Here is a 23,314-nt window from a genome sequence, read left to right as displayed (position 1 = left end):
CGGCCGGAGCCGGCTGGCGCCTGGTACGGGACGCGCGGGGCCTTCTGGAGGACGCCCAGGATGAAAGCGATCACCTTCGTCACGCAGAAGGGCGGCAGCGGCAAGAGCACGCTGTGCATCTCCCTGGCGGTGGCCGCCCGGGAGGCGGGCCACACGGTCTGCATCCTGGAGATGGACCGCCAGGCCACCATCTCCGACTGGCTCGACCACCGCACCGCCGACGGTCCGGAGGTGGCTCAGATCGACGCCACCCAGATCGACGCCGTGATGGAGCGCCTGCGCGACTCCGCCTACGACTTCGTCTTCATCGACACGCCGGGTGTCGATTCCACCGGCACGCTGTCGGCGATCCGCGCGGCGGACCTGTGCATCATCCCGTGCCGGCCGACACCCGCGGACCTGCGGGCCTTCAAGCCGACGCTGGCGGCGGTCTACCGGCTGGAGAAGAAGTTCGCCTTCGTGCTGAACCAGACCCCGCCGCGCTCCTACCGCGTCCGCGACGCCGCGGACGGCCTGGCGGTGCTCGGAATCCTGCCGGACGTGAACATCGTGTCGCGCACCGACCATCAAGACGCGATCGGCCTGGGACAGGGCGTCACCGAGTTCAACCCCAAGGGCCAGGCTGCCGGGGAGGTCCGCCGCCTGTGGTCGTGGATCGAGCGCCGCACGCAGTCCCTGAGGACGGGCCAGCATGTCCAAGCCGCCTAAGCTCAGCCTCGCGGCGATCGTGGCCTCGGCGAACCCGCCCGCCAAGGCTCTGTCCGCGAAGGGGGCCGCGGCCCGGCCGCAGGGCGCCGAGATCGTGTCGCTGGCCCTCGCCCCCCCGGCGCCGAAGCCCGCCGCCACGCTCAAGCAGCGCGCCCGCCAGATGTCGGTCTACCTGGAGCCGCCGGTCTACGACCAGCTCCGCGACCTCGCCTACGCCGAGCGGACCAAGATGCACGCCCTGATGCTGGAGGGCCTCGACCTGCTGTTCAAGCAGCGGGGCGCCCGGTCCATCGCCCAGCTGACCGACGCGCAAGGCCGCTGACGCGCGCGTCCTCCTCTCCTCCTGGACGAGGGGGCGCCGCGCTTCGCCAGGGCCGGTGTGCCGGGCCGTTGCGTGAGCGGCGTCGCCGGCGCGGCGCGGGAACCCGCACGCCCCCGCGATTTCGAACTTCTGGTTCATCTCACCGACTGTGTCCGTGCTCTCCTGCAGGACACGCGCTGCCGGCACCGCCGTGGCCGGGTTTCTGAACCCCGATGGCCGGCTTTGTTCAGGCTTCCTTTACGCGACCGCTACAATTCTGGGTGGACCCGGTTGCGGCCCCTTGGCGCGGCCGCCTCCGGTCCGGTTCGGGCCCCGGCCACGCGTAGAGTTTGGTGACCCCCCACGATGGTGCGCACGACGCTTCCCCGGCCGGCGCGCCTCGCCCTGCGGCTCATGGCCGTCTCGGGCGTGGCCCTGGCCACCGCCAACTGCGCCACCTCTCCCCAGCAGAAGCTCGCGGCGGCCGGCAACGGCGTCGATCCGAAATACGGCGTCAAGGCGAGCCCGCGCCTCTACAACGAGGGCGACATGATCCCGAAGGGCGGCGGACGCCGCTACACCGGCAAACCCTACGTGGTGGCCGGCCAGACCTACGTGCCGAAGGAGAACCCGAACGGCTACGTGCGCGAGGGCCTCGCCTCCTGGTACGGATCGGCCTTCCACGGCCGCATGACCGCCAACGGCGAGGTGTTCGACCGCCACTCGATCGCGGCCGCCCACCCGACCCTGCCGCTGCCGAGCTACGCCCGGGTGACCAACCTCGACAACGGCTACTCGATGGTGGTCCGCGTCAACGACCGCGGCCCCTACCACGCGGGCCGGGTCATGGACGTCTCGGAGGAGGCGGCCGATGCCCTGGGCTTCCACCGCAAGGGCACCGCGCGGGTGCGGGTCGAGTATGTCGGCAAGGCCTCGGTCGCCGGCAGCGACGACCGCAAGCTCTTGGCCAGCCTGCGCACCGACGGGCGCCCGGCCGGGCGCTCCGCCGTGATGGTGGCCGATCTCGGCCCGTCGGAGGAGCCCGAGCGCTACGCACGCTCGGCCCCCGAGCCCCTCGCCTTCAAGCCCGCTCAAGAGCGTGTCCAAGAGCGTGAGGAGCCCGCCGCGACTCCGGCCGCCCGGCCCGAGCGGGCGCCGGTGCGCGCACCGATCGTGCTCGCCGCGGCCGCCGTGTCGGTCCCGGCGGCGGTGCAGCCCACGGCCCCGCCGGTGCGGGACTTCCGCCCGGCGCCCGTGCAGGTCGCCGCGGCCCGGGAGGCGGGCTCCAGGGGTGCGGGCGTGCCGGCCGCGGGTGTGAAGGTTGCGGGTCTCAACCCGGCTCTGGCCCAGGCCGCCCCGCCGTCCGGTCATGCGGCCGGGAATAGGGCCGGGCATGAGGCCATGCCTGCGGCCGCCAGAACCGCCCCGAAGGCGGTCGGGACCGGGCATCCCGTGCCCGGCGCGACGCAACTCGCCAAGGCGCCCGCCGCGGCGATGCCCGCCTCCGCCAAGCTCGCCCTGGCGCGCCTCGCCGCGGTCCCGTCCAAGGCGGCCGCGCCCGTCGGCGGAGCCCCGCCCAGGGCCGGCACGCTCGCCCAGGCGGGCGCCCCCGGGAAGGCCGGTGCGGCCCCCAAGGCCGGCGCCGCCAAGCCGGCGATGGCGGGTCGCGCGGCGGGCCCCGCCGGGACGAAGAACGCCCGCCTGGCCGGGATCTACTGAGGACGGACGCGGCCCGGCCGGGCGGACGGCGTCCGGTGCCGATGCGGCATTTCGCATTCGATCCGGCGCCGAAACCGTAATATGGTCACGCTTGTTATCCGGATGCGGGCGGGGTTTCCTCGGCCGGTGGACAGGCGCGGGACGCGACGGTGATGCGCAGGACCTTTCTCACCCTTCTCGCGGCCGCCTGCGCGCTCGGGGCGGGCCTCGCCGGCGTTGCCGCGCAGGGCTTCCAGACCGCCGCCCCCCACGCGATCCTGATCGACGCCGATTCCGGCTCGGTCCTGTTCGAGAAGGCCGCCGACGAGCGGTTCTCGCCGGCCAGCATGGCCAAGCTGATGACCACCGACATCGTGTTCGAGGCGCTGAAATCCGGCCGCCTGTCGATGGACACGGAATTCACCGTCACCGAGGACGCATGGAAGCGCGGCGGGGCGGGCGGCGGCGGCTCGTCGATGTTCGCGCAGGTCAACAGCCGCATCAAGATGTCGGACCTGCTCCGCGGCCTGATCGTGCAGTCGGGCAACGACGCGGCCATCACCATCGCGGAGAACATGGCCGGGTCCGAGGAGGCCTTCGCCGGGCTGATGAACCAGCGCGCCAAGGAGATCGGGCTGACGAACTCGACCTTCCGCAACGCCACCGGCTACTCGGCGCCCGACCAGAAGGTCACGGCCCGGGACATGGCGAAGCTCGCGCTGCACATCATCGACACCTATCCGGACTACTACAAGATCTTCGCCGAGAAGGAGTTCACCTGGAACAAGATCCGCCAGCAGAACCGCAACCCGCTGCTCGCCCTCGACATCGGCGCGGACGGGCTGAAGACCGGCTACCTGGAGGAATCCGGCTACGCGCTCACCGGCTCGGCGGTGCAGAACGGCCAGCGGCTCGTGCTGGTGGTCTCGGGGCTCAAGACCGCCCGGGACCGCGCCTCCGAGTCGCGCAAGCTGATGGAGTGGGGGTTCCGGGCCTTCGAGCCCCGGCAGGTCTTCGCGCCGGGCGAGACGGTCGCGGAGGCCTCGGTGTTCGGCGGCCAGTCCGGCTCGGTACCCCTGGTGGCGAAGAAGCCCGTGCGGGTGCTGCTGCCGCGCGGCTCCAGCGACCGGGTCAGCGCCAAGGTGATCTATACCGGGCCGCTCGTCGCGCCGGTGGAGGAGGGGCAGCGGGTCGGCGCCCTGCGGATCCAGCGGGGCGACGCGGTGGCGCTCGACCAGCCGCTCTATGCCGGCGCGGCCGTGGAGCCCGGCACGCTGCCGCAGCGGGCCATGGACGCGGCGCTGGAATTCGGCACCGGGCTCGTCCGCAAGGCCCTGGACCGGGCGGGCAAGGGGGGCGACAGGAGCGGCGACAAGGCCGGCGACAGGGGCGGGGCCGGGGCCGCCAACCCGTCGTGACCCCGCGCGCGTGATCGTGCCGCGGTTCGAGGATCCCGCGGAGGCGCGGGGCGCCTTCATCACCTTCGAGGGCGGGGAGGGGGCCGGCAAGTCGACCCAGGTCGCCCGCCTCGCCGCGACCCTGCGCGCCCGGTCCGGCCGGGGCGTGTGCGTGACCCGGGAGCCCGGCGGCTCGCCCCGGGCCGAGGAGATCCGCGCGGCGCTGCTCGACGGCGTCGCCAAGCCCTACGGCCCCTTCGCGGAGGCCCTGCTGTTCAGCGCCGCCCGGATCGACCATCTCGACCGGCTGATCCGCCCGGCGCTCGAGCGGGGCGAGACCGTGCTGTGCGACCGGTTCATCGACTCGACCCGGGCCTACCAGGGCGCCGCGGGGGGCCTGGAGCCCGGCCTCATCGCCGCCCTGGAGCGGGTCGTCGTCTGCCCGACCCGGCCGGTCCTGACCCTGATCCTCGACCTGGCCCCCGAGGCCGGCCTCGCCCGCGCGGCCGCCCGGGGAGCGGGGCAGGGGGGCGGGAATGGGACCGGGGAAGGGGCCGACCGGTTCGAGGCCGAAGCCCTCGACTTCCACGTGCGGCTGCGGGAGGCATTCCTGGCGATCGCCCGGGCCGAGCCGGCGCGCTGCGCGGTGATCGACGCGGCCCGCGATCCCGATTCGGTCGAGGCCGCGATCCGCGCGACCGTCGCGGCCCGCCTGCCCGACCTGCTTCCGGGGGAGGGCAGCCGCGGCGATGCGGCGTGAACGCGTGCCCCTATCGGCCTATCCCCTGTCGGCCCCATCGCGGTAGGCAGCCGCCATGAAGCCCATCGATCGCGCCGCCGACGACGTCGAGCCCGGGGACCTGCCGGGCATCCCGCGCCCGCGCGAGACCCTCGGTCTCGTCGGCCACGGGGCCGCCGCCGATGCCTTCGCGGGCGCGATCGCCGCCGGGCGCCTGCACCATGCGTGGCTGATCGGCGGCGGCCCCGGCATCGGCAAGGCGACCCTGGCCTACCGGGTCGCGCGGCGCCTGCTCGCCCATCCCGGGGGCGGGGGTCCGCCCGGGCTCGACGTGGCGGCGGACGATCCCGTCGCCGGCAAGGTCGCGGGCCTATCGCACCCGAATCTCGTGGCCCTGCGCCGCCACCGGACGGCCGGCGCCAAGGCGCTGCCGACCAAGATCTCCGTCGACATGGTCCGCCGGGCGCTGGACCTGTTCGCCACGACGGCCGCGGATTCCGGCTGGCGGGTCTGCATCCTCGACAGCGCCGAGGACCTGAACGCCAACGCCGCCAACGCCCTGCTCAAGGTGCTGGAGGAACCGCCGCCGCGGGCGCTGTTCCTGATCCTGTCCCACCAGCCCGGCCGCCTGCTGCCGACGATCCGCTCCCGGTGCCGGGCGCTGATGCTGCGCCCGCTCGCGGCCGAGGACGTCGCCCGGGTGGTGCGCGCCCTGCCCGCGCCCTTCCCTCAGCCCGAGGATGCGGCCCTCGCCCGCGCGCTCTCCCTGTGCGAGGGCTCGGTCGCCCGGGCGCTGGCGCTGCTCGATCCGGTCACAGCCGGCCTCGTGGCGGAGGTCGAGACCCTGCTGGCGCGGGCGCGCAATCCCGACTGGGGCCGGGTGCTCAAGCTGGCCGAGACCCTGGCGGGCCGGGACGCGGAGGCGCGGTTCGAGGCGGCCCAGGACGCGGTGCTGCGCTTCGTCTCGGGCGAGCTCGACCGGCGCCGGGACGAGCCGCCGGCCCGGCTCGCCGCCCTGGTGGCGGTCGCCGAACGGTTCGGCCGCGCCGCCCGGGAGGCGGCGACCTACAACCTCGACCGACGCCCCGTGGTGCTGTCGCTGTTCGGGGATCTGGCGGAGGTCGCGTAGGACGCGGCGGGGATGTCTGGGCGGGCAGGGCGAGGCCCCCTCCCGGACCCGGTCCCTTGAAGGATGTCGCCCGGCCTGCTAGAAACTGAACCACATGGTTCAGTTTCTAGCAGCGCGCCTCGACGTCTCCTTCGCGGCGCTCTCGGATGCCACGCGTCGGGGCGTGCTCGAACGGCTCGGGCGCGGGGATGCCTCGATCACGGAACTCGCCGACACGTTCCAGATGACCCTCACGGGCATGAAGAAGCATGTCGGCATCCTGGAGGAGGCGGGGCTGGTCACGACGCGGAAGGCCGGACGCGTGCGGACCTGCAGGCTCGGCCGCAGCCGGCTCGCGGACGAGACGGCCTGGATCGAGGATTACCGCAAGCTCTGGGCCTCGCGTTTCGACGCGCTGGACCACATCGTCGAGGAACTGAAGCAGAGGGAGACGGCCGATGGATGCGAGCCAACCGAATGAGGCCGCCGCCGGGAAGGCCGGCACGACGGTCGAGCGGATATCGGACCGGGAACTCGTGGTGACGCGGATCGTCGACGGTCCGGCGCGCATCGTGTTCGACGCATGGACGAGGCCGGAGCTGTTCCAGCGCTGGTGGGCGCCCCGATCGTTCGGAGTCTCCTTGATCTCCTTCGAAGCCGATATCCGCACCGGGGGCACCTACCGGCTGGTCATGGGCCATCCGTCCTCGGACCGGCCCATGGCGTTCGTCGGCCGATATATCGAGGTGACACCCTGTTCCCGCCTCGTCTGGACCAACGAGGAGGGCGGTGGCGACGGGGCCATCACCACCGTCACCTTCGAGGAGATCGACGGCCGCACGCGGGTCGTCGTGCGCGACCTCTATCCCTCGAAGGACGCGCTCGACGCGGCGATGGCGTCCGGAAGCACAAGCGGGTGGGGCGAGCAGTTCGAGCAGCTGGACCATCTCGTCGCCGGCCTCGACGCGGGCGGCTGACGAGCGTCGGTGGGGGTCGGGCCCTGACGGCACGGACCCTGATCGGGGCTGGCAGGCGTGGCCGCCGGTCCTGCGCCGAAGGCCCGCGACGCAGCAAGGACCCGGGCGGATGGAGCGTCGGCCTGCCAGCGCGGCCCCGCTCAGGGCTTGGTCGGCGTCGACGGGGGCGTCCCCCAATCGACGATCGAGAGATCGAGCGGCAGGACATCGCGGACGGCTGACGGTGGGATCTTGCTGGCGAGGTGAAGCGGCGAGCCGGTCGCCTCGGCCTGATCGAAAGCGGCGGTCCCCGCCTCGACCGCAGCCGGAACGGTGAAGGCCTCGAACACGTAGGGCAGGCCGTCCGCCAGAAGCGCGTTCGGACCGTCCATGACGTGCAGATGCAGGTGTGGCGCTTGGCTGTTGCCGCTGTTGCCCACCTCACCGAGACGGTCACCGCGCGTGACATGATCGCCGACACGCAGGCTGACGCTGCCCGGACTGAGATGGGCATAGAGAACGAACGACCCGTTCCCGATGTCGGTGACGATGAAGTTGCCGTCCGCCTCGCCGATCGGCAGGTCGGACGGCAGCGCCCCCGGGACCTGATCGGGCAGGTCGTTGCGGGCACCGACCACCGTGCCGTCCGCCACGGCCAGCACGGGCTCACCGTAGATGCGGTAGCTCCTCACGTCCTTCAGATCACCGCGCACGATCCGGTTCCCGTCATCGATCTTCTCCCAGTCGATCGCGTAACGCTGCGCGAGACGGAAGACCCCGTTGAGCGGCAGGAGGGCGCGGACGTGCCGGACGGAGTCGCAGCAGCCGTCGCCGGCGATGTAGCCGTGTCCGCGCAGCGGTGCCCCGAGCACGGGCAGGGGCCGATCGATGACCGGGGTCGGCGCGATCTGCATCGACAGGTCGGCCTTCAGCGGTTCGGCGAAGCCGTCGACGTCGTGGACGAGCGTCTCGGGGATGGGCGCCCCCGCCTCGAGACGGACGTGAAGGAAGACGACCCCGAACTGGTAAGCCCCGAGTGACGTTGTGGGGCTCGCCCGCCGGCCACCGAGTGACAGGCGCTGGCCGATCGCCTCCCGATCGAGGGCCAGAAGCGGCCGTTTCGAGCGGCCGTCGCGCACGACGAGGCGCCTGAGGTCGAAGCGCCCGTCCAGCACGTTCGAGAGCCGAAGCTCGTAGACGAGGTGCTTGCGGCCGTCCGACATGGGCACGGCGCGGGGCGCCGCCAGCACGTCGGCGACGAGGGGCGTCATGACGGGACCTGTGGACGCGCCCGGGGGCCCGGTTTCCGCCCCGCGCGCGGCACCGCAGACCAGAGGGGCGAGGATCACGGCAGCGCGGGCGAGCGTCAGGAAGCGCATGCAGATCCCCTGGGCTTGAGTGGGCAGCGCGGCGTGCCGGACCGGTCGTCTCGACACGATCACACTAACCCGGATCGAGGCGTCGGCTGGACATCGGAAGCGGCGATCCGGGTCTCCGGGCACGCTGGTCGCGTGAGCCCCGGCGCCGGATCCTCGTCCTCCTGCGCGCAGTAGGGATGGTCGGCCTTGGGCCAGGGCTACCGGGCCCGCCGGCCCGATATCACGAGGCCGGCAAGCACCAGCGCGGCGAGCGCCGAGAGAGCGAGCCCCGGCAGCAGCCCGGCCGGCACGTAATGCAGGCGCAGCACACCCGCTCCGGCCGGGATCACCGTCGACAGAAGGACGTCGTTGACGACCTCGACCGCCAGCGGTGCGCCGTTCCAGGACGCCGCGTAGCCCGGGTACCACGCCCGCGCCCAGACGACGCGGCCGCCCCCCGGCGAGGCGACATCGTAGCGTCCCGAGGCCGCGGCCTCCGCACTGGCGGCGACGCGGAAGCCCGCCGGCCCGGCCGAGAGCGTCCCGGGCAGCGCGACCCCATCGCCCGACCGCTCGAACAGGTCCGCCACGACGCCGGGGCGCCGGATCCAGCCCGGTCCGGCGACAGCGGCGAAGCTTTCCGCGCGCAGGCCCCTTTCCGCCGCGACGCGCACCACGCGCGCGAGATCGAGCGTGCGCGCGCCCGTCACCGGGTCGAGGCGCGCCAGCCGCTCGGCGGCTTCCGGGCAGGTCGCCCCGCCGCGCCACAGGCAGAACGCGCGGAAGCCCTGCGCCGGCATGGGCGAGTAGCCACCGACCACCGCGGCCCCCGTGAGCAGCGCCGTGTTGGCGTGCGGCAGTTCGGTGAACAGCGCGGCCTGGGCCTCCGGCGCGATCGGAGCCCGGTGGTACTCCGGGTCGTAGAGCACGAGGCTCGTGTCGCCCGGGCGCAGGGGCGGGGCCAGGTAGGCCGATCGCTCCATCGGCGCCCGCCACGTGCCGACCTGGCCGTTGAACGGCATGACCGCGGTGAGGATCGCGAAGATCACGATATGGCTCGCGGCGATGACGGCGAGCCGCTCCGTCCCCTCCGTCCGCAGGGCCAGCACGGCCGCGAGGGCGACGAGCGCCGTCAGGGCGATCTGCAGCGTGGCGATATCCGGATCGCGCGCGAGCGCGACCGCGCCGCCGATCACGATGACCGCCAGCGTCGGGACGGGCGCCCAGCGGTCGCGGGCGGCGAACCAGGCCGCCACGACCGCGCAGCCGATCTGCACGTAGGGCAGGTAGCGGAAGGGCCAGCGCAACTGCGACACGCCAGGGGCGATGGCCAGCAGGGCGAGCACGCCCGTCACCGCCAGCACCAGGGCGACGCCGCGGCCCGCCGGCTCATTGAGCCGCGCCCGGGAGGCGTTCACCAGCGCGGCCGGCACCCACCACGAGACGTACTGGGCCGGCGGCCCGACATGCATCTTCAGGCCGTTGAAGCCGAGCCAGGTCTCGGGCCAGATCGGCACGCCCATCGCCAGGAGCACGGCGGGGGGTGCGTGCAGCATGTCGTGGAACAGGACTTCCGGCTGGCGGGAGCTCGTCCCGATCGCGGCGGCGAGCGGCATCCAGGACGGCGCGGCGAGCAGACCGCCGAGGCCGGCCGCGAGGGCCGCCCGCACGCAGGCCCGCCACTCGCGCCCGGCCCGGAACGCCAGGGGGAGGCCGACCCCGAGGCCGGCGATGAGCGCCGCGTCGGAGAACGGCCAGCCGCTCGCGATCGTCAGGTAGACGGCGCACGCGGCCGCCGGCACGGAGCCCGGTGCCCGGTAGGCGCGGATCAGCGCGGCCGCCGCCCAGGACAGCCACGCGGTGCTGACGAGGCCGGCGATCCACGTGATGGCGCCCCAGTAGATGATCCATCCGCTCGTCGCGGCGGTCAGCCCGGCGAGCACGGCGGCCGGCCGGCTCACACCCACCTGGCGCGCCAGGGCGTGCGTGCCGCCGGCGAGCAGGCCGACATGGACGAGGGCGAAGAAGGCGGCGGCGCGGTCGAGGCGCGCGAACCCGTCGAGCGCGAGATAGAGCGCCACGCTGACGGGATTGAACAGCGCGTACTGATACTCGGCGAGGAACGCCCCGCCCTGGAACAGGCGCGGAGACAGGAACGGCCATTCCCCCGCCTTGATCAGCCGGGCGACCTCCAGGAAGCCCGGCATGAAGTACGTCTGGTAGTCGTCGGTGAAGTAGAAGGTGGGCTCGTGGACGAGCGGGACCGCCGCGGTCGCGACGGCGAGACAGGCCGTCAGCAGGCCCCAACCGAGTTCGGCGCTGCGCGGCAGCGTGGCGACGGACGGCGACGCGCCGCCGAGGAGCCCGGCGCTCATCGCGCCCAGATCCCCAGCACCGATTTGCCCGCCCGGAATCCCAGCCAGGGATCGAGCCGGCGGGAGAGCGGCACCATCAGCCGGTCCCAGGCGGCGATCTGCGCCGCGTTCGGCATCGCGCTCCGCAGGACGAGGCGGTTGCCGAGGGAGGCGCCGAACCCGACCGCGTCGAGGTAGTCGAGCCGCACCCGCCGCAGGCCCTCCGGCGCGGCCGCGCGCAGGGTCGCCCGGGTGTAGCGCCGCTCGTGGCCGATCGCGGCATCGAAGGGCGCGTAGAGGAACGGGTGGGCCGGCGAGAGCACGACGAGGTGGCCGCCCTCCGCGAGCCGCGCGGCCGCCCGCGCCAGCTCGCCGCGATCGTCGCGGATATGCTCCAGCACGTCGATGTAGAGGACGGTGTCGAAGCGGTCGGCGGCCGTGAGGTCCTGGATCGTTCCGCGCAGCACCCGCGTGCGGGCGGGCAGCCCGCCCGCCTCGACCCGCGTCGCGAGGCGCGCGGCGAAGCGCGCGTCGGGCTCCAGGCAGGTCCAGGCTTCGATGCCCGCCCGCTCCGAGAAGACCTCCGCCGTGGCGCCCAGCCCGGCGCCGACGTCGAGCACGCGGCCGCCGACGAACGGCGCGATGACGTCGGACCAGTAGCGCTTCCAGTTGCGGGCGGCCGCGAAGAGTTCGAGTTCGCCGCCGACGTAGTCGGAGGGCGTCGTCAGGACGCCGCTCGGCGATCCGCTGGCCACTTCGCGTCTCCGTCGTTGGTCTCGTGCGCGGGGGTGGCGGGCGCGAGCAGGAACCAGTGCGCGTCGCGGGCCGGCACGATCTCGGGCAGCGCGCGCCGGTTGAGGTGCGCGGCGGCCGCCGTCGCCGCCAGCAGCGCCGCCTGGAACAGCACCACGAGGAGCAGGCCGCCCGCGTTCGTCGCCCAGCCGGGCAGGGCGAGGTCGGTGCAGAAGCGGACGAGCACCACGCCGATCATCGCGGCGACCACCCCGCACCCGAACCCCGCCAGCAGCACGAGGAGGCGCACGAGGCAGACGTCCTCGAAGACGGCGATGGCGTTGAGCCCGTGCCGGATCAGCGCCGTCGCGTTCATGGTCGAGCGCCCGGCATAGCGCTGGCCGCGGTCGAGGGGGACGCGGTGGAGGGGCAGGCCGGAGCGGAGAAGGCTCGCGGCGAAATGGCTCCACAGGGCCGGGGCGTGGACGAGGCGCGGCAGGTGCGCCGGCGCGATCGCGCAGTAATGGCCGAAGTCGATGCGCCGCCCCGTGCAGAGCCGGAACACGGCCTTGAACATCCCGTAGCCGAGCGCGAAGCGCACGCCTTCGAAGCGGCGTCGGCGCCGGGCGCAGATCACGGAATCGGGGTGGGCCTCGGCCTCCGCGACGAGGAGCGGGATGTGCTCCGGCCGGTCCTCGCCGTCGCCGTCCATGACGATGACCGCGCGATAGCCGTGCGCCCGCTCGTTCGCCTGCACGAGCCCGACCGCGATCGCGCGCTGGTGGCCGAGATTGGTGGCGAGGACGGCGGGAAGCAGGCGCAGCCGCCGCGCCGCGCCCGCGACCTCGGCGAGCACCGCCCCGCCCGGCTGCCAGGATCCGTCGTCGACGACGATGAGTTCGGCGTACAGGTCGGCCTCGACCAGGACGGCGTCGATCGCGCCCGCGAGGATGCGAAAGGCGGCCCAGTCGTTGTAGACGGGCACGACGATGGCGATCGGCCGCCTGTCGCGCGGGGCGACGCGCGCGGTCTCGCGCAGGACGGTGAGTTCGCCGGCGACCCGTGCGAACCGTTCGGCCTCGCCCGGCTCCGTGCTGCCTCCCACGACGTCTCCTCTGACATCCGTCTCCTGAGATGAATGGAGCGTGGGCGACCAGGGTAAAAACGCCGTTAAGGGCGCCCGGCAGGACTGTCGAAGGACCGAGCCGGACCGGGTCGCTGTCCGCCCGAACGGACGGCCGCGGGCGCGCCGGCGTCCAGCTCGACGGGGCGCGCTCTAATCCGCGATCAGATGGGGCACGAAGCGCGCCCTGTCGGTGGTGATGCGGCGCGTCTCCTCGCGGACGCAGAGGCCCGCGGGCTCCGCGCCGACGACCCAGCTTCCGACCAGGGCGCGTCGCCCCGCGAAGGCGGGCAGTTCCGCGAGCGCCTGGCGCACATGGCCCTCGCCCCCGTACGGCCCCTCGGCGCGTTCGAGGACCGCGCCGTCGCGGACGAGGAGCACGTTCGCGCCCTCGCGTGCGTAGAGCGGCTTCTTCGCGAAGGAGGTCCCGAGGGCCGCCTTGGCGGGATCGGCCTCGAAATAGGCCGGCAGCAGGTTCGGGTGGCCCGGCGCCATGGCCCAGAGATGGGCCAGCATCCCCTTGTTGGACAGGACCGCCTTCCAGGGCGGCTCGAGGAAGCGGGTCGGCGAGGGGCCGATGGCGGGGCCGAAGGCGTCGGCGAACATCCACTCCCATGGGTAGAGCTTGAACACGGCGTCGAGGGGCCGGCCGTCGGCGTCGAGGAAGCGGCCGTCGTCGCCCAGGCCGATCGCCTCCATCGGCACGAAGGGCGCGCGCTTCCCGGCCTGGACGGCGCAATCCTGCAGGTAGGCCACCGTGCCGCGATCCTCCGGCGCGTCGGGGAAGCACGCGAAGGCGACGGTCTCGGGCAGGCTCATCGCGCCGAAGCGCGCGATCAGCCGCTCGTGCAGCGCGTTGAACTGGTCGGCGCCCGGGGGCAGCTGCCCGCGCGCGAGGCCGTCCTCGAGCCAGAGCCACTGGAACACCGCGCTCTCGTAGAGGGCGGTCGGCGTGTCGGCGTTGTATTCGAGGAGCTTGGCCGGCCCGGTGCCGGCCCCGCCGTAGCAGAAATCCATCCGCCCGTAGAGGGTGGGGTCGCGCCTCCGGAAGCTGTCGGCGATCGCCTCCCAGGCCTGTTCGGGGATGTCCAGCGAGGCCAGGATGCCTGCATCCCGGACGGCGCGCTCGGCGAAGGCGAGGCAGAGCGCGTGGAGTTCGCGGGTCGGCGCCTCGATGTCGTCCTCGATCTCGGCGAGGCTGAAGGCGTAGTAGGCGCTCTCGTCCCAGTACGGCCCGTCCGCGAAGGTGTGGAAGGTGAAGCCCGCCTCGGCCGCGCGCGCGCGCCAGTCGGGCCGCTCCGGGATGCTCACGCGGCGCATCAGCCGCCCCCGGATCCGCCCGCATGGCTGCTGAAGGCGGAGACGGCCCGGCCCGTCGCGCCGAAGCCGCCGCGGGCGAGCGTGCGCGGGGCGCTCGTCGTGGTGCGGGCGACCGCGGAGGAGACGCGGGCGACCGATCCGCCGCCCGTCGTGAACACGCGGCCGCCCGCACCGGTGCAGTAGCCGCTGGCGAAACCGCCGGAGCCGCCGGCGGCCTCGCGCTCCTCTTCCGGAGCGTGCCGGTAGAGCGGCTGGGCGGGCAGGCCCTGCGCCTCGGTGCGGCCGATCATGTAGCCCGCCATCAGCGGCACGAAGACCGCCGGGTTGCCCGTCCCGTCGCCCGTCTTGTCGCCCGTCCTGGCGGTGCAGCCGCCCGGACCGTGGTGGCGCTCGCACGCCGCCAGCGTCGGGTAGCGCGGCGCGCCGGCGGCGTCGCTGTCGAGGGCCGCACGGTACGCGGCGATGCACGCGTCGGCCGGCCGCACGCCGGCCGCGATGCAGGCGCCGTCATTGTCGTAGACCAGGGCGTCCTCCTCGCGCTGCGACGGGTCACGCCGCGCGAGCAGGAACGCCGCGGCGCCGGCGCCGGCGATCAGCACCAGGGAGATCGTCGCCGAGCGCTTGACGCGGCGGGTCGTCCCGGTCTCGCCCGCGGGGAGGGTGGGCGGCATCGCGGCGCCTCTCAGTAGGTCATCGCGGCGGCGTTCACGATCCCGACCGCGAAGGAGGCCGCGCCGAGCAGCACCGCCGGGGCCATCCGCCCCTCGGCGATGCGCCGCGAGAGGTCCGGGATCGCGAGGCGCACCAGCCAGTAGACGAGGATCTGGACGACGAGGGCGATCAGCCCCCAGACCACGCAGTCGAGGAGCGACTGCGCGTTGAAGATCGCCGCCGCGAGGGGCAGGGCGAAGCCGGCGAGGCTGAATCCCAACGCCACCGCGGCCGCCGTCACGTCCTGCCGGATGAGCGCGAGCTCGTTGTGCGCCGTCGCGAAGGTGTAGGTCACGAGGTAGAGCCCGATCAGGCCGAGCGCCGTCCCGAGATAGAGGAGGAAGTCGGGCAGTCCCGAGATCGAATTCACCGCATCGCGTCCCGCGCGGGGCGACCTGCGCATCCTGGCGTGGCGATCCGTTCAGCCATGAGATCCGATCGGTTCGCGTCCTCACCGCACCGACGGTGCGGGGGGACCGGAGCAGGATTGTATCGGTAGCATGGGCCCGCCTCGCTTCACAAGCTTGCCGGCGAAGCGAGAGCAATCGTCATCGCTGTAGAGCACATGAGAGCAGTTGAGAGCAAATGCAGGCGCCGAACATCCGTATTGAAGCCGGTCCAGAATTTGACTGATCTTGCACTGTGCTCACGGTTCGGCTTGCCCCCGGAGGCGGATTGTGCAGGCCGGCGATGCCCGCGATCTGGCGCGGGCACGGTCGGGCCGGCGCGGTGATCCGGCCCGGAAGCCCCTCCGAACCGTGCGGATGCCGCTCACGCCGCCTTGGCCGGCAGGGCGAACAGATCGATGAAGGATCGCGCCAGGGCGGCCTCGCCCGTGAAGGCAAGCGTGCCGCCCGCGCCGTCGCGGGCCAGGGGCGCCTTGCCGTAGATCGTGCGGCGCATCGCCATCGTATCGCCGGTGAAGGTGAGGTCCGGCGCCTCGGGCGCGCCGCGCCGCACGGCGATCGCGCCATCCGCCACGGACACGGCGAAATCCTCCCCGGGGAAGCGGAAGGCGACCGAGAGGGACAGGTCCGCCGCACGCGTCCGGTCGAACAGGGCCTGGAGCGACATCATCGCGGACGCCGCCGACATGAACAGGCTTGGATCGTGCCGCGGGGAGCGCGCGGCCCAGCGCCCCAGGTCGCGCATCAGCGGCGCGGCCTCGCGTCCCCACGCCGTCAGGTCGTAGACCTGCACGTTGGCGGGCGAGGGCAGCCGCGTGCGTCGGACGATGCCCACCGCCTCCAGGCTCTCCAGCCGCTGCGTCAGCACGTTGGCGCTGATGCCCGGAAGGTTGGCCCGGATCTCGCCGAAGCGGCGGGGGCCGAACACGAGTTCGCGCATGATCAGCAGCGACCAGCGCTCGCCGATGAACTCCAGGGCGAGGGCCGTCCCGCAGGCGTCGTCGTAGCGACGCTCGCGCGGGGTCGATCCCATGTCGGTTATTTTTTCTGACTTCATGGTTGCTTTGTCTAACCGAGAATGCCAGCCTGGGCAAAGCGGGGCCGTACGGGGTGCCGCGCAGCGGCCACAGCGCCGATTGTCACGGAGGAGCGCCTGATGCCACCTGTCGAGGGGACCCCCATCTGGTTCGAGCTGAACGCGACCGATCAGGACGCCGCACAGGCCTTCTACGAGGCGGTCGCCGGCTGGCGCGTCGCGCCGTCTCCGATGCCCGAACACGGCGGCTACCGCGTCGCGGAGGCCGACGGGACGCCCGTGGCCGGGATTCGACGGTCGATGCCCGAGGCGCCGGGCCTGCCCGGCTGGGCGGTCTACCTCGCGACACGGGACGTCGATGCCCTGGCGTCCCGGGCGGTGGATCTCGGCGGCCAGGTCCGGTTCGGACCCATCGACATTCCCCATGTCGGCCGCTTCGCCATGGTGAGCGACCCGCAGGGCGTGGCCTTCGCCGTGATGCGTGCGGACGGTCCCGGTGAGCCCCGCGCCTTCGGGCCGGTGCCCCTCGGGACGGAGCAGACCCGCGGCCACGGGGTCTGGATCGAGCTCGCCACCCCCGATCCCGAGGCGGCCCTCGGGTTCTACGGCGCGCTGTTCGGCTGGGAGAAGCTCGGGGCCATGCCGATGGGGGCCCTGGGCGAGTACGCCTTCATCGGCCGGGGCGACCTGCGTCCCGGCGCGGTGATGTCGAGCACGACGACCGGCGCACCGGCCCGGTGGACCTGGTACATTCACGTGGCCGATATCGATGCCGCGCTCGCGACGGTCCGGGAGCGGGGCGGCACGGTGCTCCAGGGGCCCGATCCGATCCCCGGAGGCAGCTACTCGGCCAAGATCGCCGACCCCGCAGGCAACGGGATCGGCCTCGCCGGTCCGCGCCAGGCGTCGTGACGGGAGGCCGGCGATGACGCGCGACAAGCTGACGACCTGCCTGTGGTTCGACCACGGCGAAGCCCGCAAGGCCGCGGAGTTCTATGCCGCGACCTTCCCGGACAGCCATGTCGGCACCCCCATGAACGCCCCGTCGGATTACCCGGGCGGGTCCGCGGGCGCGGAACTCACGGTCGCGTTCACCGTCCTCGGCCGGGCCTTCGTTGGCCTGAACGGCGGCCCCGCCTTCAAGGCCAATCAGGCGGTCAGCTTCATGGTGCTGACCGAGGATCAGGCGGAGACCGACCGGTACTGGGACGCCCTCGTGAGCCGCGGCGGCGCGGAGAGCCAGTGCGGCTGGTGCACGGACCGCTGGGGCTTCTCCTGGCAGATCACGCCGCGCGCGCTCCTGCGCGCCAACAGCCATCCCGACCGGGCCGCCGCCCGGCGCGCCTTCGAGGCCATGATGACCATGCGCAAGATCGACATCGCCCGGATCGAGGCCGCCATCCGCGGAGACTCCGCCGATGCGTAAGATCACCGGCTCCCTGTTCCAGTCCCTCGACGGCGTGATCCAGGCACCGGGCGGCCCCGAAGAGGATCAGGCCGGGTTCGCGCACGGCGGCTGGACCTTCCCGTACTTCGACGAATCGCTCGCCGGACCGATGGGCACGCTGCTCGGGGGCGCGTACGAGCTGCTGCTCGGCCGGCGAACCTACGAGATCTTCGCCGCCTACTGGCCGCACAACGGCGATCAGCCGATCGGGGCGACCTTCAACGCCATCCGCAAGCATGTCGTCACCGCATCCGACCGGGCGCTCGGCTGGAACAACAGCCGGCGCCTCGTCGGCGATCCTGTCGCGGCGATCACCCGCCTCAAGGAGAGCGACGGGCCCGACCTCCTCATCCAGGGCAGCAGCAGGCTCTATCCGGCGCTGCTTCCGGCGGGGCTCATCGACCGGTTCGTGCTGATCACCTTTCCGGTCATGCTCGGTCGCGGCAAGCGCTGGTACGCGGAGCATCCGTCGGCGGCCCGTGCATGGACGCTGGTCGAGCAAGCCCACTCGCCGAAGGGCGTCCACTTCGCGGCCTTCGCGCGGGACGGAGCGGTTGAGACCGGCAGCTTCGCCACCAAACCCCCGAGCGAAGACGAACGCGCGCTCCGCCAGCGTCAGGCCGCAGGGGACTGGTGATCGGCCCGCGGCCCGTTCGTGCCGTTCCGCAGGTCCGGCCCTGCGGCCGGACGCGGCGGTCGGTGGAGGCTCGACCTTGTGGTCGAACTGTCCCGCCTCGAAGCGTATAGTCGACCGCGCGTCGGGCACGGAGGACGCCCATGACCAGCCTCGCCGACCACATGCGCACCCTGGCCGCCTACAATGCCTGGGCCAACGACCGCCTCTACGCCGCGGCCGCGGCCCTGCCGGACGCCGCCTACCGTCAGGGGGCGGGGGCCTATTTCGGCAGCCTGCACGGCACGCTGAACCATCTGCTCGTCACGGACCGGCTCTGGCTGTGGCGGCTGACCGGCACCGGCGACGCACCCAGCCGGCTGGACCTCATCCTGTTCGAAGAACTCGACGCCCTGCGGCAGGCGCGCACCGCCGAGGATGCGCGCCTGGAAGCCTATGTCGCCGGTCTCTCGCCCGAAGCGCTGGCGGCAAGCTTCGACTACGCGACGACGAGCGGCGTGGCGCAGCGCCAGCCGCGCGCGGAGGCACTGGCGCATCTCTTCAACCACCAGACCCACCATCGCGGGCAGGCGCACGCGATCCTGACCCGGCTGGGCGTGGCCGAGCCGCCGTCGCTGGACCTGTTGCTCCTGCAACGCGAACGGGCGCGCCGCGCGACCGCCCCGGCGACGTGACCGTCCGACGGCCCCTTGTCCTGCAGGGGCGCGGGTGCGCCCGCGGGCGGCCCCGCGCACGTTCCGCCCGCGACGTCCGCGCGCCGGCAGATGTGGACGCCCGGAGCCTCATCCTGGTCGGGCAGAGCCCGTCGCCTCCGCGATGACGAAGCGCATGTAGGCAAGCCCCGCCCGGACGGTCTCGACCGGCACGCGCGTCGTCGCGCCGGCATGGGCCGTGAGGGCCTCGCGGATGACGGGATGCCACCGCGCCGGGTGCGCGGAGAGGGCATGGCGGCCCCCGCCGCCCTTCGAGACGACGCGGTCGGTCTCCAACGCGCAGGCTATCCGCGCGACGCCGAGCACGCCCCAGGCCAGGGCCTCGGCGCGGGCGTCCTCTCCGGGTGCCTTCGCGGCGAGCGCCGCCGCGGCCTCGGTGATCCACGGCAGCCAGTAGCGTCGCAGGTTCTCGGTCTGGTAGGTGCGCAGCGCGTCGCCGTCGTCGGCGATGCCGAGTACCTCTGGCGGCGGTCCGAATGCGGTCCGCCCGTGGCGGGCAAGGCAGCGCCAGACGGCCGGGTTGACCTCACGGCAGACCTCGCCGGTCCGGAACCGCCCGTCCAGGCTGAACGGCCGGACCGCATACCGCGTCGGAACCCGTCGCAGCGTCTCGGCGGTCAGGTAGAGGCCATCGAAACAGGGGCCGCCGGCCTCCGACAGGCCGGCGTGGACGCGCGCGAGCGCGGCGCAGCCCTGCGCGGAGGGTTCGCGGTCCAGCACCGCGATGAAGTCGATGTCGCTGGCGCCGGGCCGGAAGTCGTCCAGCGCGACCGATCCGACGAGGTACAAGCCCCGGAGGTCGGGCATCCGCTCGGCATCCCGACGCCGCCTGAAGTCGGCGACCACCGTTTCGACGGCATCGGGAAGCGGGACCGATCGGCTCATGGCATGCGCTCCGGAGGGCCGGACCACGCGACCGCCGGTCGCGTCGCCGCGATCGAACTGGGGACGGCGACGGTTCCGGTTCAAGTCGCCGAGCGAGCCGCCACACCGGCCGGATCGGCCGGGCCGGGTCACGTCCGCGTGAGCCGCGCCGGTCGGAGGGGTCGTCCCTGTGGCGCGATCCGCCGCGGCGGGCCAACCTCCCACTGGCCGGATCCGGATCCGGTCGAGAGCCGTGAGAGGGTCACATGAGGACGGTCGCGCTCCTGCTCTTCCTCGGCGCCGCGGCGGTGGCTCTGATCCGCTTCACCGAGCCGGCGGTCGCGGCGGCGGGATGCCCGTCCTGCTACGGCTTCACCGACCTCGGGGGCGGCCTCTACGTCGAGAGCGCCATGCCCGCGGACCGCCGCGCGGCGGCCAGGGCCACGGTCGCGGCCGCCCGGGACCGGGTGCGTGCCTTCTACGGGGAACTCCGATCCGACCCGCGCGTGCTGCTCTGCGCGACCGAAGCCTGCTACCGCCCCCTCGGCGGCGGCTCGCGCGGCGTCGCGCTGCTCGACCGGGCGCTCATCCTCTCGCCGCGCGGGACGGATACCGTCATCGCCGCTCACGAACTCGCCCACGCCGAATTCCACCGGCGGATCGGCCTCGCGGCGACGCTCGCGCGCTCCGTGCCGCAATGGTTCGACGAGGGTCTGGCCGTCGTGGTGTCCGACGACCCGCGCTACCTCGCGCCGGGCCCCGACCGCTGCCGTGCCGAACCCGGCGGCGACCTGCCGACCGCGCGCTCGGCCTGGATCGAGCAGGCCGGCAGCGCCGGCCTCTACGCCAGGGCGGCCTGCAGGGTCAGCCGCTGGCTGGACGCCCACGGGGGCGCGGCGGGCCTCCCGGGTCTCGTGGCGAGCGGAAGCTACCAGGACGTCGGCCGGCACACGGGATCCTGAACGGCCGGGCACAGGCGGACGCCTTGGCGCCGGAGCTGCGGCCGGGATAGCCTGCCGCCAGGCCGATGCTGCCTGCCGCTCGCCCCGGAACCGGGATGGTGAAAGCATCGTGGACGGGTCGCGGCAAGCCGAAACCCTCGACCGGCGACGGGTCGGCAACGCGAGCACCGACGAGACGCCGCCGGCCTGAGGAGATCCCGATGACGACCGTCGACCAGGCGAAGGCCATGGCGAAGCGGCTGCGCGCCGCCCTCAGCGCGCGCGACCTCGCCGTTCCGCACGCGATCGCCCTCGAACTCGTCGCCGCCGAACTCGGCTACGATGACTGGAACACCGCCTGCGCAGCCCTCGACCGTCAGGCGGACGCGGCGCCCCGTTTCCTGGCGGCAGTGCCGATCCTGCGCATCTTCGACGAGGCCAAGGCCCGGGAATTCTACTGCGGCTTCCTGAGCTTCGAGCCTGTCTTCGAGCACCGGTTCGAGCCCGACCTTCCCCTCTACATGGAGGTCGCCCGCGCCGGCCTGCGCCTGCACCTGTCGGAGCATCACGGCGACGCCAGTCCCGGCTCGACCGCCTTCATCCCGATGCGCGGCATCCGGGCGCTCCACCGGGAGCTCACGGCCAAGCGCTACGGCTACGCCCGGCCCGGCCTCGAGGAAGCTCCGTGGGGCGACATGCTGACGGTCGCCGACCCGTTCGGCAACCGCCTGCGCTTCTGCGAGCCGCGGGAGGGACGGCACGCGCAGCGCTCCGCTCCCTCCGCCACCGGCTGAGGGGAGGGAGCCTCGATGGCCGTGGAGATCGCCCGCGTGAAGGCACTCATCGCGACGTTGCCGGCCGTCAGTTCGGCGCCGCACTTTCACCGCACCGCCTACAGGACGCCGCGCAAGACCTTCGCGACGCTGGACGAGGCGGGGAACGACCTGAACCTGATGTTCGATCCGGACCATCGGGACTTCTTCTGCGCGCAGGTCCCCGATGCGTTCAGCCCCGTTCCGGGAGGCTGGGGCCGGATGGGCGCGACGCGCTGCGACTTGGCGGTCGTCGACGAGGCGACCCTGCTCTCGGCCTTGACGGCGGCCCACCGCCTCGCCGCGCCGAGGACGCGCCGCGGCCCGGATCGGCGCGCATGATCCGGCTCTGGCCAGCCGTCCATCTGGGTCGACCGATGTGGTGCCCGATGTGATGTCCGATGAGGCGCCGGACGCGGCAGACCGCAGCGGCCGCGGCGGCGGTCGCGGCCGCCCGATGGAGACATCATGATTCATGGCCTCAGGAAGGGGTTCCTGGATCGGCCGCCGACATCGGCGGATCGGTTGGACGGGATGGCTGCGCCGGGGTGACAAACGCCGAAGTCAGGTCGATCGACGCGAGGGTCGCGGTCGGCACAGCGGTCGCGATCCGGAGCTGCGCCCTGTTGCTGGTGCGCGTCTCTGAAACCCGTCTCTGAGCCCGTCTCGGCCGCCACCTCATCGGCCGCCGCGGGCGGGGAGGGTGCCGTCCGCGGTGCGTGCGGCGGTTGCGTCCCGCGCGCCGCCGCGCGACAACGCGGGCAGCTTTTCGCGCTCATCCGGAACACCACAGACGTGACGTCCAACGCCCCGGCGAATCCCAGAAAAACCTTCGGCCTCTCGACCGCGATCTCCTATCCCAACGGCGCGCCCCATATCGGCCACGCCTACGAGGTGATCGCCGCCGACGCCATCGCGCGCTTCCACCGGCTCGACGGCTACGACGTGCTGTTCTCCACCGGCACCGACGAGCACGGGCTGAAGATCCAGCAGGCGGCGACCCGGGCCGGCACCACCCCGCGCGCCTTCGTGGACGGCACCGCCGCCCGGTTCCAGGCCATGGCCGACCGGATGGACTGCGCCTACGACCGCTTCATCCGCACCACCGAGCCCGCCCATTACGAGGCCGCCCAGGAGATCTGGCGGCGGATGGAGGCCAACGGCGACATCTACCTCGACAAGTATGCCGGCTGGTACTCGGTCCGCGACGAGGCCTACTACGACGAGTCCGAGACCCGACTCCTGGAGGACGGCAGCCGCCGCAGCCTCGCCACCGACACGCCGGTCGAGTGGATGGAGGAGGAGAATTTTCTTTTCAGGCTGTCCGCCTACCAGGACCGATTGCTCAAGCTCTACGCGGATCAGCCGGACTTCATCGGGCCGGACACGCGCCGGAACGAGGTGGCGAGCTTCGTGCGCTCCGGCCTCAAGGACCTGTCGGTCAGCCGCACCAATTTCGACTGGGGCGTGCCGGTGCCCGGCCACCCCAACCACGTGATGTACGTGTGGGTCGATGCGCTCACCAATTATCTCACCGTCACCGGCTTCCCCGACGCGGAGAACCCCCAAAAAAGATTCTGGCCGATGGACCTGCACGTGATCGGCAAGGACATCGTCCGGTTCCATGCGGTCTACTGGCCGGCCTTCCTGATGTCGGCCGGGCTGCCCCTGCCGAAGCGCGTCTTCGGCCACGGCTTCCTGCTCTCCAAGGGCGAGAAGATGTCGAAGTCGCTGGGCAACGTCCTCGACCCGTTCGAACTCGCCGACACCTACGGGGTCGATCCGGTGCGCTACTTCGTGCTGCGCGAGGTGCCGTTCGGCGGCGACGGCAGCTACAGCCACGAGGCGATCATCGGCCGGATCAACGCCGACCTCGCCAACGATCTCGGCAACCTCGCCCAGCGCTCGCTCTCGATGGTCGCCAAGAACTGCGACGGCGCGGTGCCGGATCCGGG

At 72.9% G+C, this 23,314-nt stretch carries 25 protein-coding genes (1 of these 25 cut by a window edge); 16 read left to right on the top strand and 9 right to left on the bottom strand.

Translation table 11 applies throughout. The features are described 5' to 3' along the window. Window positions 1-60: 60 nt before the first annotated feature. From MMSR116_RS02080 to MMSR116_RS02045, 8 genes are all read left to right on the top strand, one after another. Window positions 61-708 (top strand): ParA family protein, encoded by a 648-nt coding sequence (locus MMSR116_RS02080; protein WP_010686460.1) that lies wholly within the window; start codon window positions 61-63, stop codon window positions 706-708. Further along, window positions 692-1,030, top strand: a complete 339-nt coding sequence (locus MMSR116_RS02075; protein ID WP_010686459.1) for a ribbon-helix-helix domain-containing protein — start codon at window positions 692-694, stop codon at window positions 1,028-1,030. Before MMSR116_RS02080 ends, MMSR116_RS02075 begins: the two co-directional genes overlap by 17 nt. A gap of 345 nt (window positions 1,031-1,375) precedes the next feature. After that, window positions 1,376-2,728, top strand: a complete 1,353-nt coding sequence (locus MMSR116_RS02070; protein WP_010686458.1) for a septal ring lytic transglycosylase RlpA family protein — start codon at window positions 1,376-1,378, stop codon at window positions 2,726-2,728. A gap of 152 nt (window positions 2,729-2,880) precedes the next feature. Then, entirely contained in the window at window positions 2,881-4,125 is a 1,245-nt protein-coding gene (locus MMSR116_RS02065; RefSeq protein WP_010686457.1) for a D-alanyl-D-alanine carboxypeptidase family protein, read from the top strand. A 10-nt stretch (window positions 4,126-4,135) separates the two neighbouring features. Further along, the gene (tmk, locus tag MMSR116_RS02060; protein WP_010686456.1) at window positions 4,136-4,864 is read left to right on the top strand and encodes a dTMP kinase; all 729 of its coding nucleotides are present in this window, start codon (window positions 4,136-4,138) and stop codon (window positions 4,862-4,864) included. Between the two features lie 55 nt (window positions 4,865-4,919). Continuing rightward, window positions 4,920-5,972, top strand: a complete 1,053-nt coding sequence (locus MMSR116_RS02055) for a DNA polymerase III subunit delta' (protein WP_010686455.1) — start codon at window positions 4,920-4,922, stop codon at window positions 5,970-5,972. A 94-nt stretch (window positions 5,973-6,066) separates the two neighbouring features. Continuing rightward, complete coding sequence (locus MMSR116_RS02050; RefSeq protein ID WP_010686454.1) at window positions 6,067-6,432, top strand: ArsR/SmtB family transcription factor; 366 nt, start codon at window positions 6,067-6,069, stop codon at window positions 6,430-6,432. Then, window positions 6,410-6,928 carry an SRPBCC family protein gene (locus MMSR116_RS02045; protein WP_010686453.1) on the top strand — a complete coding sequence of 173 codons (519 nt, stop codon included), beginning with the start codon at window positions 6,410-6,412 and terminating at the stop codon, window positions 6,926-6,928. Before MMSR116_RS02050 ends, MMSR116_RS02045 begins: the two co-directional genes overlap by 23 nt. A 140-nt stretch (window positions 6,929-7,068) precedes the next feature. Here MMSR116_RS02045 and MMSR116_RS02040 read toward each other — a convergent pair whose 3' ends face one another. The 8 genes from MMSR116_RS02040 to MMSR116_RS02005 all read right to left on the bottom strand — a co-directional run bounded on the left by MMSR116_RS02040 (window position 7,069) and on the right by MMSR116_RS02005 (window position 15,969). Beyond that, window positions 7,069-8,286 (bottom strand): M23 family metallopeptidase, encoded by a 1,218-nt coding sequence (locus tag MMSR116_RS02040; RefSeq protein ID WP_010686452.1) that lies wholly within the window; start codon window positions 8,284-8,286, stop codon window positions 7,069-7,071. A gap of 197 nt (window positions 8,287-8,483) precedes the next feature. Then, the gene (locus tag MMSR116_RS02035; RefSeq protein WP_010686451.1) at window positions 8,484-10,640 is read right to left on the bottom strand and encodes a hypothetical protein; all 2,157 of its coding nucleotides are present in this window, start codon (window positions 10,638-10,640) and stop codon (window positions 8,484-8,486) included. Beyond that, on the bottom strand, window positions 10,637-11,374 hold the full coding sequence (locus MMSR116_RS02030) for a class I SAM-dependent methyltransferase (protein ID WP_051072291.1): 738 nt from the start codon (window positions 11,372-11,374) through the stop codon (window positions 10,637-10,639). The genes MMSR116_RS02035 and MMSR116_RS02030 overlap by 4 nt, the downstream gene beginning before the upstream one ends. Continuing rightward, window positions 11,344-12,456, bottom strand: coding sequence for a glycosyltransferase (locus tag MMSR116_RS02025; RefSeq protein ID WP_010686449.1), 1,113 nt, complete (start codon window positions 12,454-12,456; stop codon window positions 11,344-11,346). The genes MMSR116_RS02030 and MMSR116_RS02025 overlap by 31 nt, the downstream gene beginning before the upstream one ends. Window positions 12,457-12,627: 171 nt before the next feature. Continuing rightward, a complete protein-coding gene (locus tag MMSR116_RS02020; RefSeq protein ID WP_010686448.1) occupies window positions 12,628-13,794 on the bottom strand; it encodes a glutathionylspermidine synthase family protein in 1,167 nt (388 codons plus the stop codon). After that, a complete protein-coding gene (locus MMSR116_RS02015) occupies window positions 13,794-14,465 on the bottom strand; it encodes a DUF1190 domain-containing protein (protein WP_010686447.1) in 672 nt (223 codons plus the stop codon). The genes MMSR116_RS02020 and MMSR116_RS02015 overlap by 1 nt, the downstream gene beginning before the upstream one ends. An 11-nt stretch (window positions 14,466-14,476) precedes the next feature. Beyond that, window positions 14,477-14,875 (bottom strand): DUF350 domain-containing protein, encoded by a 399-nt coding sequence (locus MMSR116_RS02010; protein ID WP_010686446.1) that lies wholly within the window; start codon window positions 14,873-14,875, stop codon window positions 14,477-14,479. A gap of 401 nt (window positions 14,876-15,276) precedes the next feature. Further along, window positions 15,277-15,969 carry a winged helix-turn-helix transcriptional regulator gene (locus tag MMSR116_RS02005; RefSeq protein ID WP_039894446.1) on the bottom strand — a complete coding sequence of 231 codons (693 nt, stop codon included), beginning with the start codon at window positions 15,967-15,969 and terminating at the stop codon, window positions 15,277-15,279. A 99-nt stretch (window positions 15,970-16,068) separates the two neighbouring features. Here MMSR116_RS02005 and MMSR116_RS02000 point away from each other — a divergent pair, with 99 nt between their 5' ends. The 4 genes from MMSR116_RS02000 to MMSR116_RS01985 all read left to right on the top strand — a co-directional run bounded on the left by MMSR116_RS02000 (window position 16,069) and on the right by MMSR116_RS01985 (window position 18,703). Next, a complete protein-coding gene (locus MMSR116_RS02000) occupies window positions 16,069-16,860 on the top strand; it encodes a VOC family protein (protein ID WP_010686444.1) in 792 nt (263 codons plus the stop codon). A gap of 13 nt (window positions 16,861-16,873) precedes the next feature. Beyond that, entirely contained in the window at window positions 16,874-17,374 is a 501-nt protein-coding gene (locus tag MMSR116_RS01995; protein WP_010686443.1) for a VOC family protein, read from the top strand. After that, window positions 17,367-18,032 carry a dihydrofolate reductase family protein gene (locus MMSR116_RS01990; RefSeq protein ID WP_010686442.1) on the top strand — a complete coding sequence of 222 codons (666 nt, stop codon included), beginning with the start codon at window positions 17,367-17,369 and terminating at the stop codon, window positions 18,030-18,032. The genes MMSR116_RS01995 and MMSR116_RS01990 overlap by 8 nt, the downstream gene beginning before the upstream one ends. 140 nt (window positions 18,033-18,172) lie before the next feature. Continuing rightward, entirely contained in the window at window positions 18,173-18,703 is a 531-nt protein-coding gene (locus MMSR116_RS01985) for a DinB family protein (RefSeq protein ID WP_010686441.1), read from the top strand. Between the two features lie 108 nt (window positions 18,704-18,811). Here MMSR116_RS01985 and MMSR116_RS01980 read toward each other — a convergent pair whose 3' ends face one another. Further along, a complete protein-coding gene (locus tag MMSR116_RS01980) occupies window positions 18,812-19,627 on the bottom strand; it encodes an aminoglycoside adenylyltransferase domain-containing protein (RefSeq protein WP_010686440.1) in 816 nt (271 codons plus the stop codon). A 245-nt stretch (window positions 19,628-19,872) separates the two neighbouring features. Between MMSR116_RS01980 and MMSR116_RS01975 the strand changes: the two genes are divergently transcribed. The 4 genes from MMSR116_RS01975 to metG form a co-directional block, all read left to right on the top strand. Next, window positions 19,873-20,568, top strand: a complete 696-nt coding sequence (locus MMSR116_RS01975; RefSeq protein WP_010686439.1) for a hypothetical protein — start codon at window positions 19,873-19,875, stop codon at window positions 20,566-20,568. 200 nt (window positions 20,569-20,768) lie between these two features. Then, entirely contained in the window at window positions 20,769-21,341 is a 573-nt protein-coding gene (locus tag MMSR116_RS01970) for a glyoxalase superfamily protein (RefSeq protein ID WP_010686438.1), read from the top strand. 15 nt (window positions 21,342-21,356) lie between these two features. Beyond that, the gene (locus MMSR116_RS01965; RefSeq protein WP_010686437.1) at window positions 21,357-21,701 is read left to right on the top strand and encodes an MmcQ/YjbR family DNA-binding protein; all 345 of its coding nucleotides are present in this window, start codon (window positions 21,357-21,359) and stop codon (window positions 21,699-21,701) included. A 453-nt stretch (window positions 21,702-22,154) separates the two neighbouring features. Then, a protein-coding gene (metG, locus tag MMSR116_RS01960) for a methionine--tRNA ligase (protein WP_010686436.1) crosses the window boundary here: on the top strand, window positions 22,155-23,314 show its 5' portion. Its footprint extends 418 nt past the window's final position; 1,160 of the gene's 1,578 nt are visible here — the first part of the coding sequence; its start codon is at window positions 22,155-22,157; its stop codon lies off the right edge, out of view.

This window comes from Methylobacterium mesophilicum SR1.6/6, assembly GCF_000364445.2.
GTDB classification, from domain to species: Bacteria; Pseudomonadota; Alphaproteobacteria; order Rhizobiales; family Beijerinckiaceae; genus Methylobacterium; species Methylobacterium mesophilicum_A.
The sequence above is the reverse complement of the archived record's forward strand: the minus strand, read 5'-3'. Positions and strand labels throughout refer to the sequence as shown.

Coding starts and splice junctions, on each gene's coding strand:
- MMSR116_RS01985 (WP_010686441.1), top strand. CDS start 18,173: ATGACCAGCCTCGCCGACCACATGCGCACCCTGGCCGCCTACAATGCC.
- MMSR116_RS01980 (WP_010686440.1), bottom strand. CDS start 19,627: ATGAGCCGATCGGTCCCGCTTCCCGATGCCGTCGAAACGGTGGTCGCC.
- MMSR116_RS02055 (WP_010686455.1), top strand. CDS start 4,920: ATGAAGCCCATCGATCGCGCCGCCGACGACGTCGAGCCCGGGGACCTG.
- MMSR116_RS02020 (WP_010686448.1), bottom strand. CDS start 13,794: ATGCGCCGCGTGAGCATCCCGGAGCGGCCCGACTGGCGCGCGCGCGCG.
- MMSR116_RS01970 (WP_010686438.1), top strand. CDS start 20,769: ATGACGACCGTCGACCAGGCGAAGGCCATGGCGAAGCGGCTGCGCGCC.
- MMSR116_RS01995 (WP_010686443.1), top strand. CDS start 16,874: ATGACGCGCGACAAGCTGACGACCTGCCTGTGGTTCGACCACGGCGAA.
- MMSR116_RS02035 (WP_010686451.1), bottom strand. CDS start 10,640: ATGAGCGCCGGGCTCCTCGGCGGCGCGTCGCCGTCCGTCGCCACGCTG.
- MMSR116_RS02000 (WP_010686444.1), top strand. CDS start 16,069: ATGCCACCTGTCGAGGGGACCCCCATCTGGTTCGAGCTGAACGCGACC.
- MMSR116_RS01975 (WP_010686439.1), top strand. CDS start 19,873: ATGAGGACGGTCGCGCTCCTGCTCTTCCTCGGCGCCGCGGCGGTGGCT.
- MMSR116_RS02075 (WP_010686459.1), top strand. CDS start 692: ATGTCCAAGCCGCCTAAGCTCAGCCTCGCGGCGATCGTGGCCTCGGCG.
- MMSR116_RS02045 (WP_010686453.1), top strand. CDS start 6,410: ATGGATGCGAGCCAACCGAATGAGGCCGCCGCCGGGAAGGCCGGCACG.
- MMSR116_RS02005 (WP_039894446.1), bottom strand. CDS start 15,969: ATGAAGTCAGAAAAAATAACCGACATGGGATCGACCCCGCGCGAGCGT.
- MMSR116_RS02040 (WP_010686452.1), bottom strand. CDS start 8,286: ATGCGCTTCCTGACGCTCGCCCGCGCTGCCGTGATCCTCGCCCCTCTG.
- MMSR116_RS02015 (WP_010686447.1), bottom strand. CDS start 14,465: ATGCCGCCCACCCTCCCCGCGGGCGAGACCGGGACGACCCGCCGCGTC.
- MMSR116_RS02065 (WP_010686457.1), top strand. CDS start 2,881: ATGCGCAGGACCTTTCTCACCCTTCTCGCGGCCGCCTGCGCGCTCGGG.
- MMSR116_RS01990 (WP_010686442.1), top strand. CDS start 17,367: ATGCGTAAGATCACCGGCTCCCTGTTCCAGTCCCTCGACGGCGTGATC.
- MMSR116_RS02070 (WP_010686458.1), top strand. CDS start 1,376: ATGGTGCGCACGACGCTTCCCCGGCCGGCGCGCCTCGCCCTGCGGCTC.
- MMSR116_RS02050 (WP_010686454.1), top strand. CDS start 6,067: ATGGTTCAGTTTCTAGCAGCGCGCCTCGACGTCTCCTTCGCGGCGCTC.
- MMSR116_RS01965 (WP_010686437.1), top strand. CDS start 21,357: ATGGCCGTGGAGATCGCCCGCGTGAAGGCACTCATCGCGACGTTGCCG.
- MMSR116_RS02080 (WP_010686460.1), top strand. CDS start 61: ATGAAAGCGATCACCTTCGTCACGCAGAAGGGCGGCAGCGGCAAGAGC.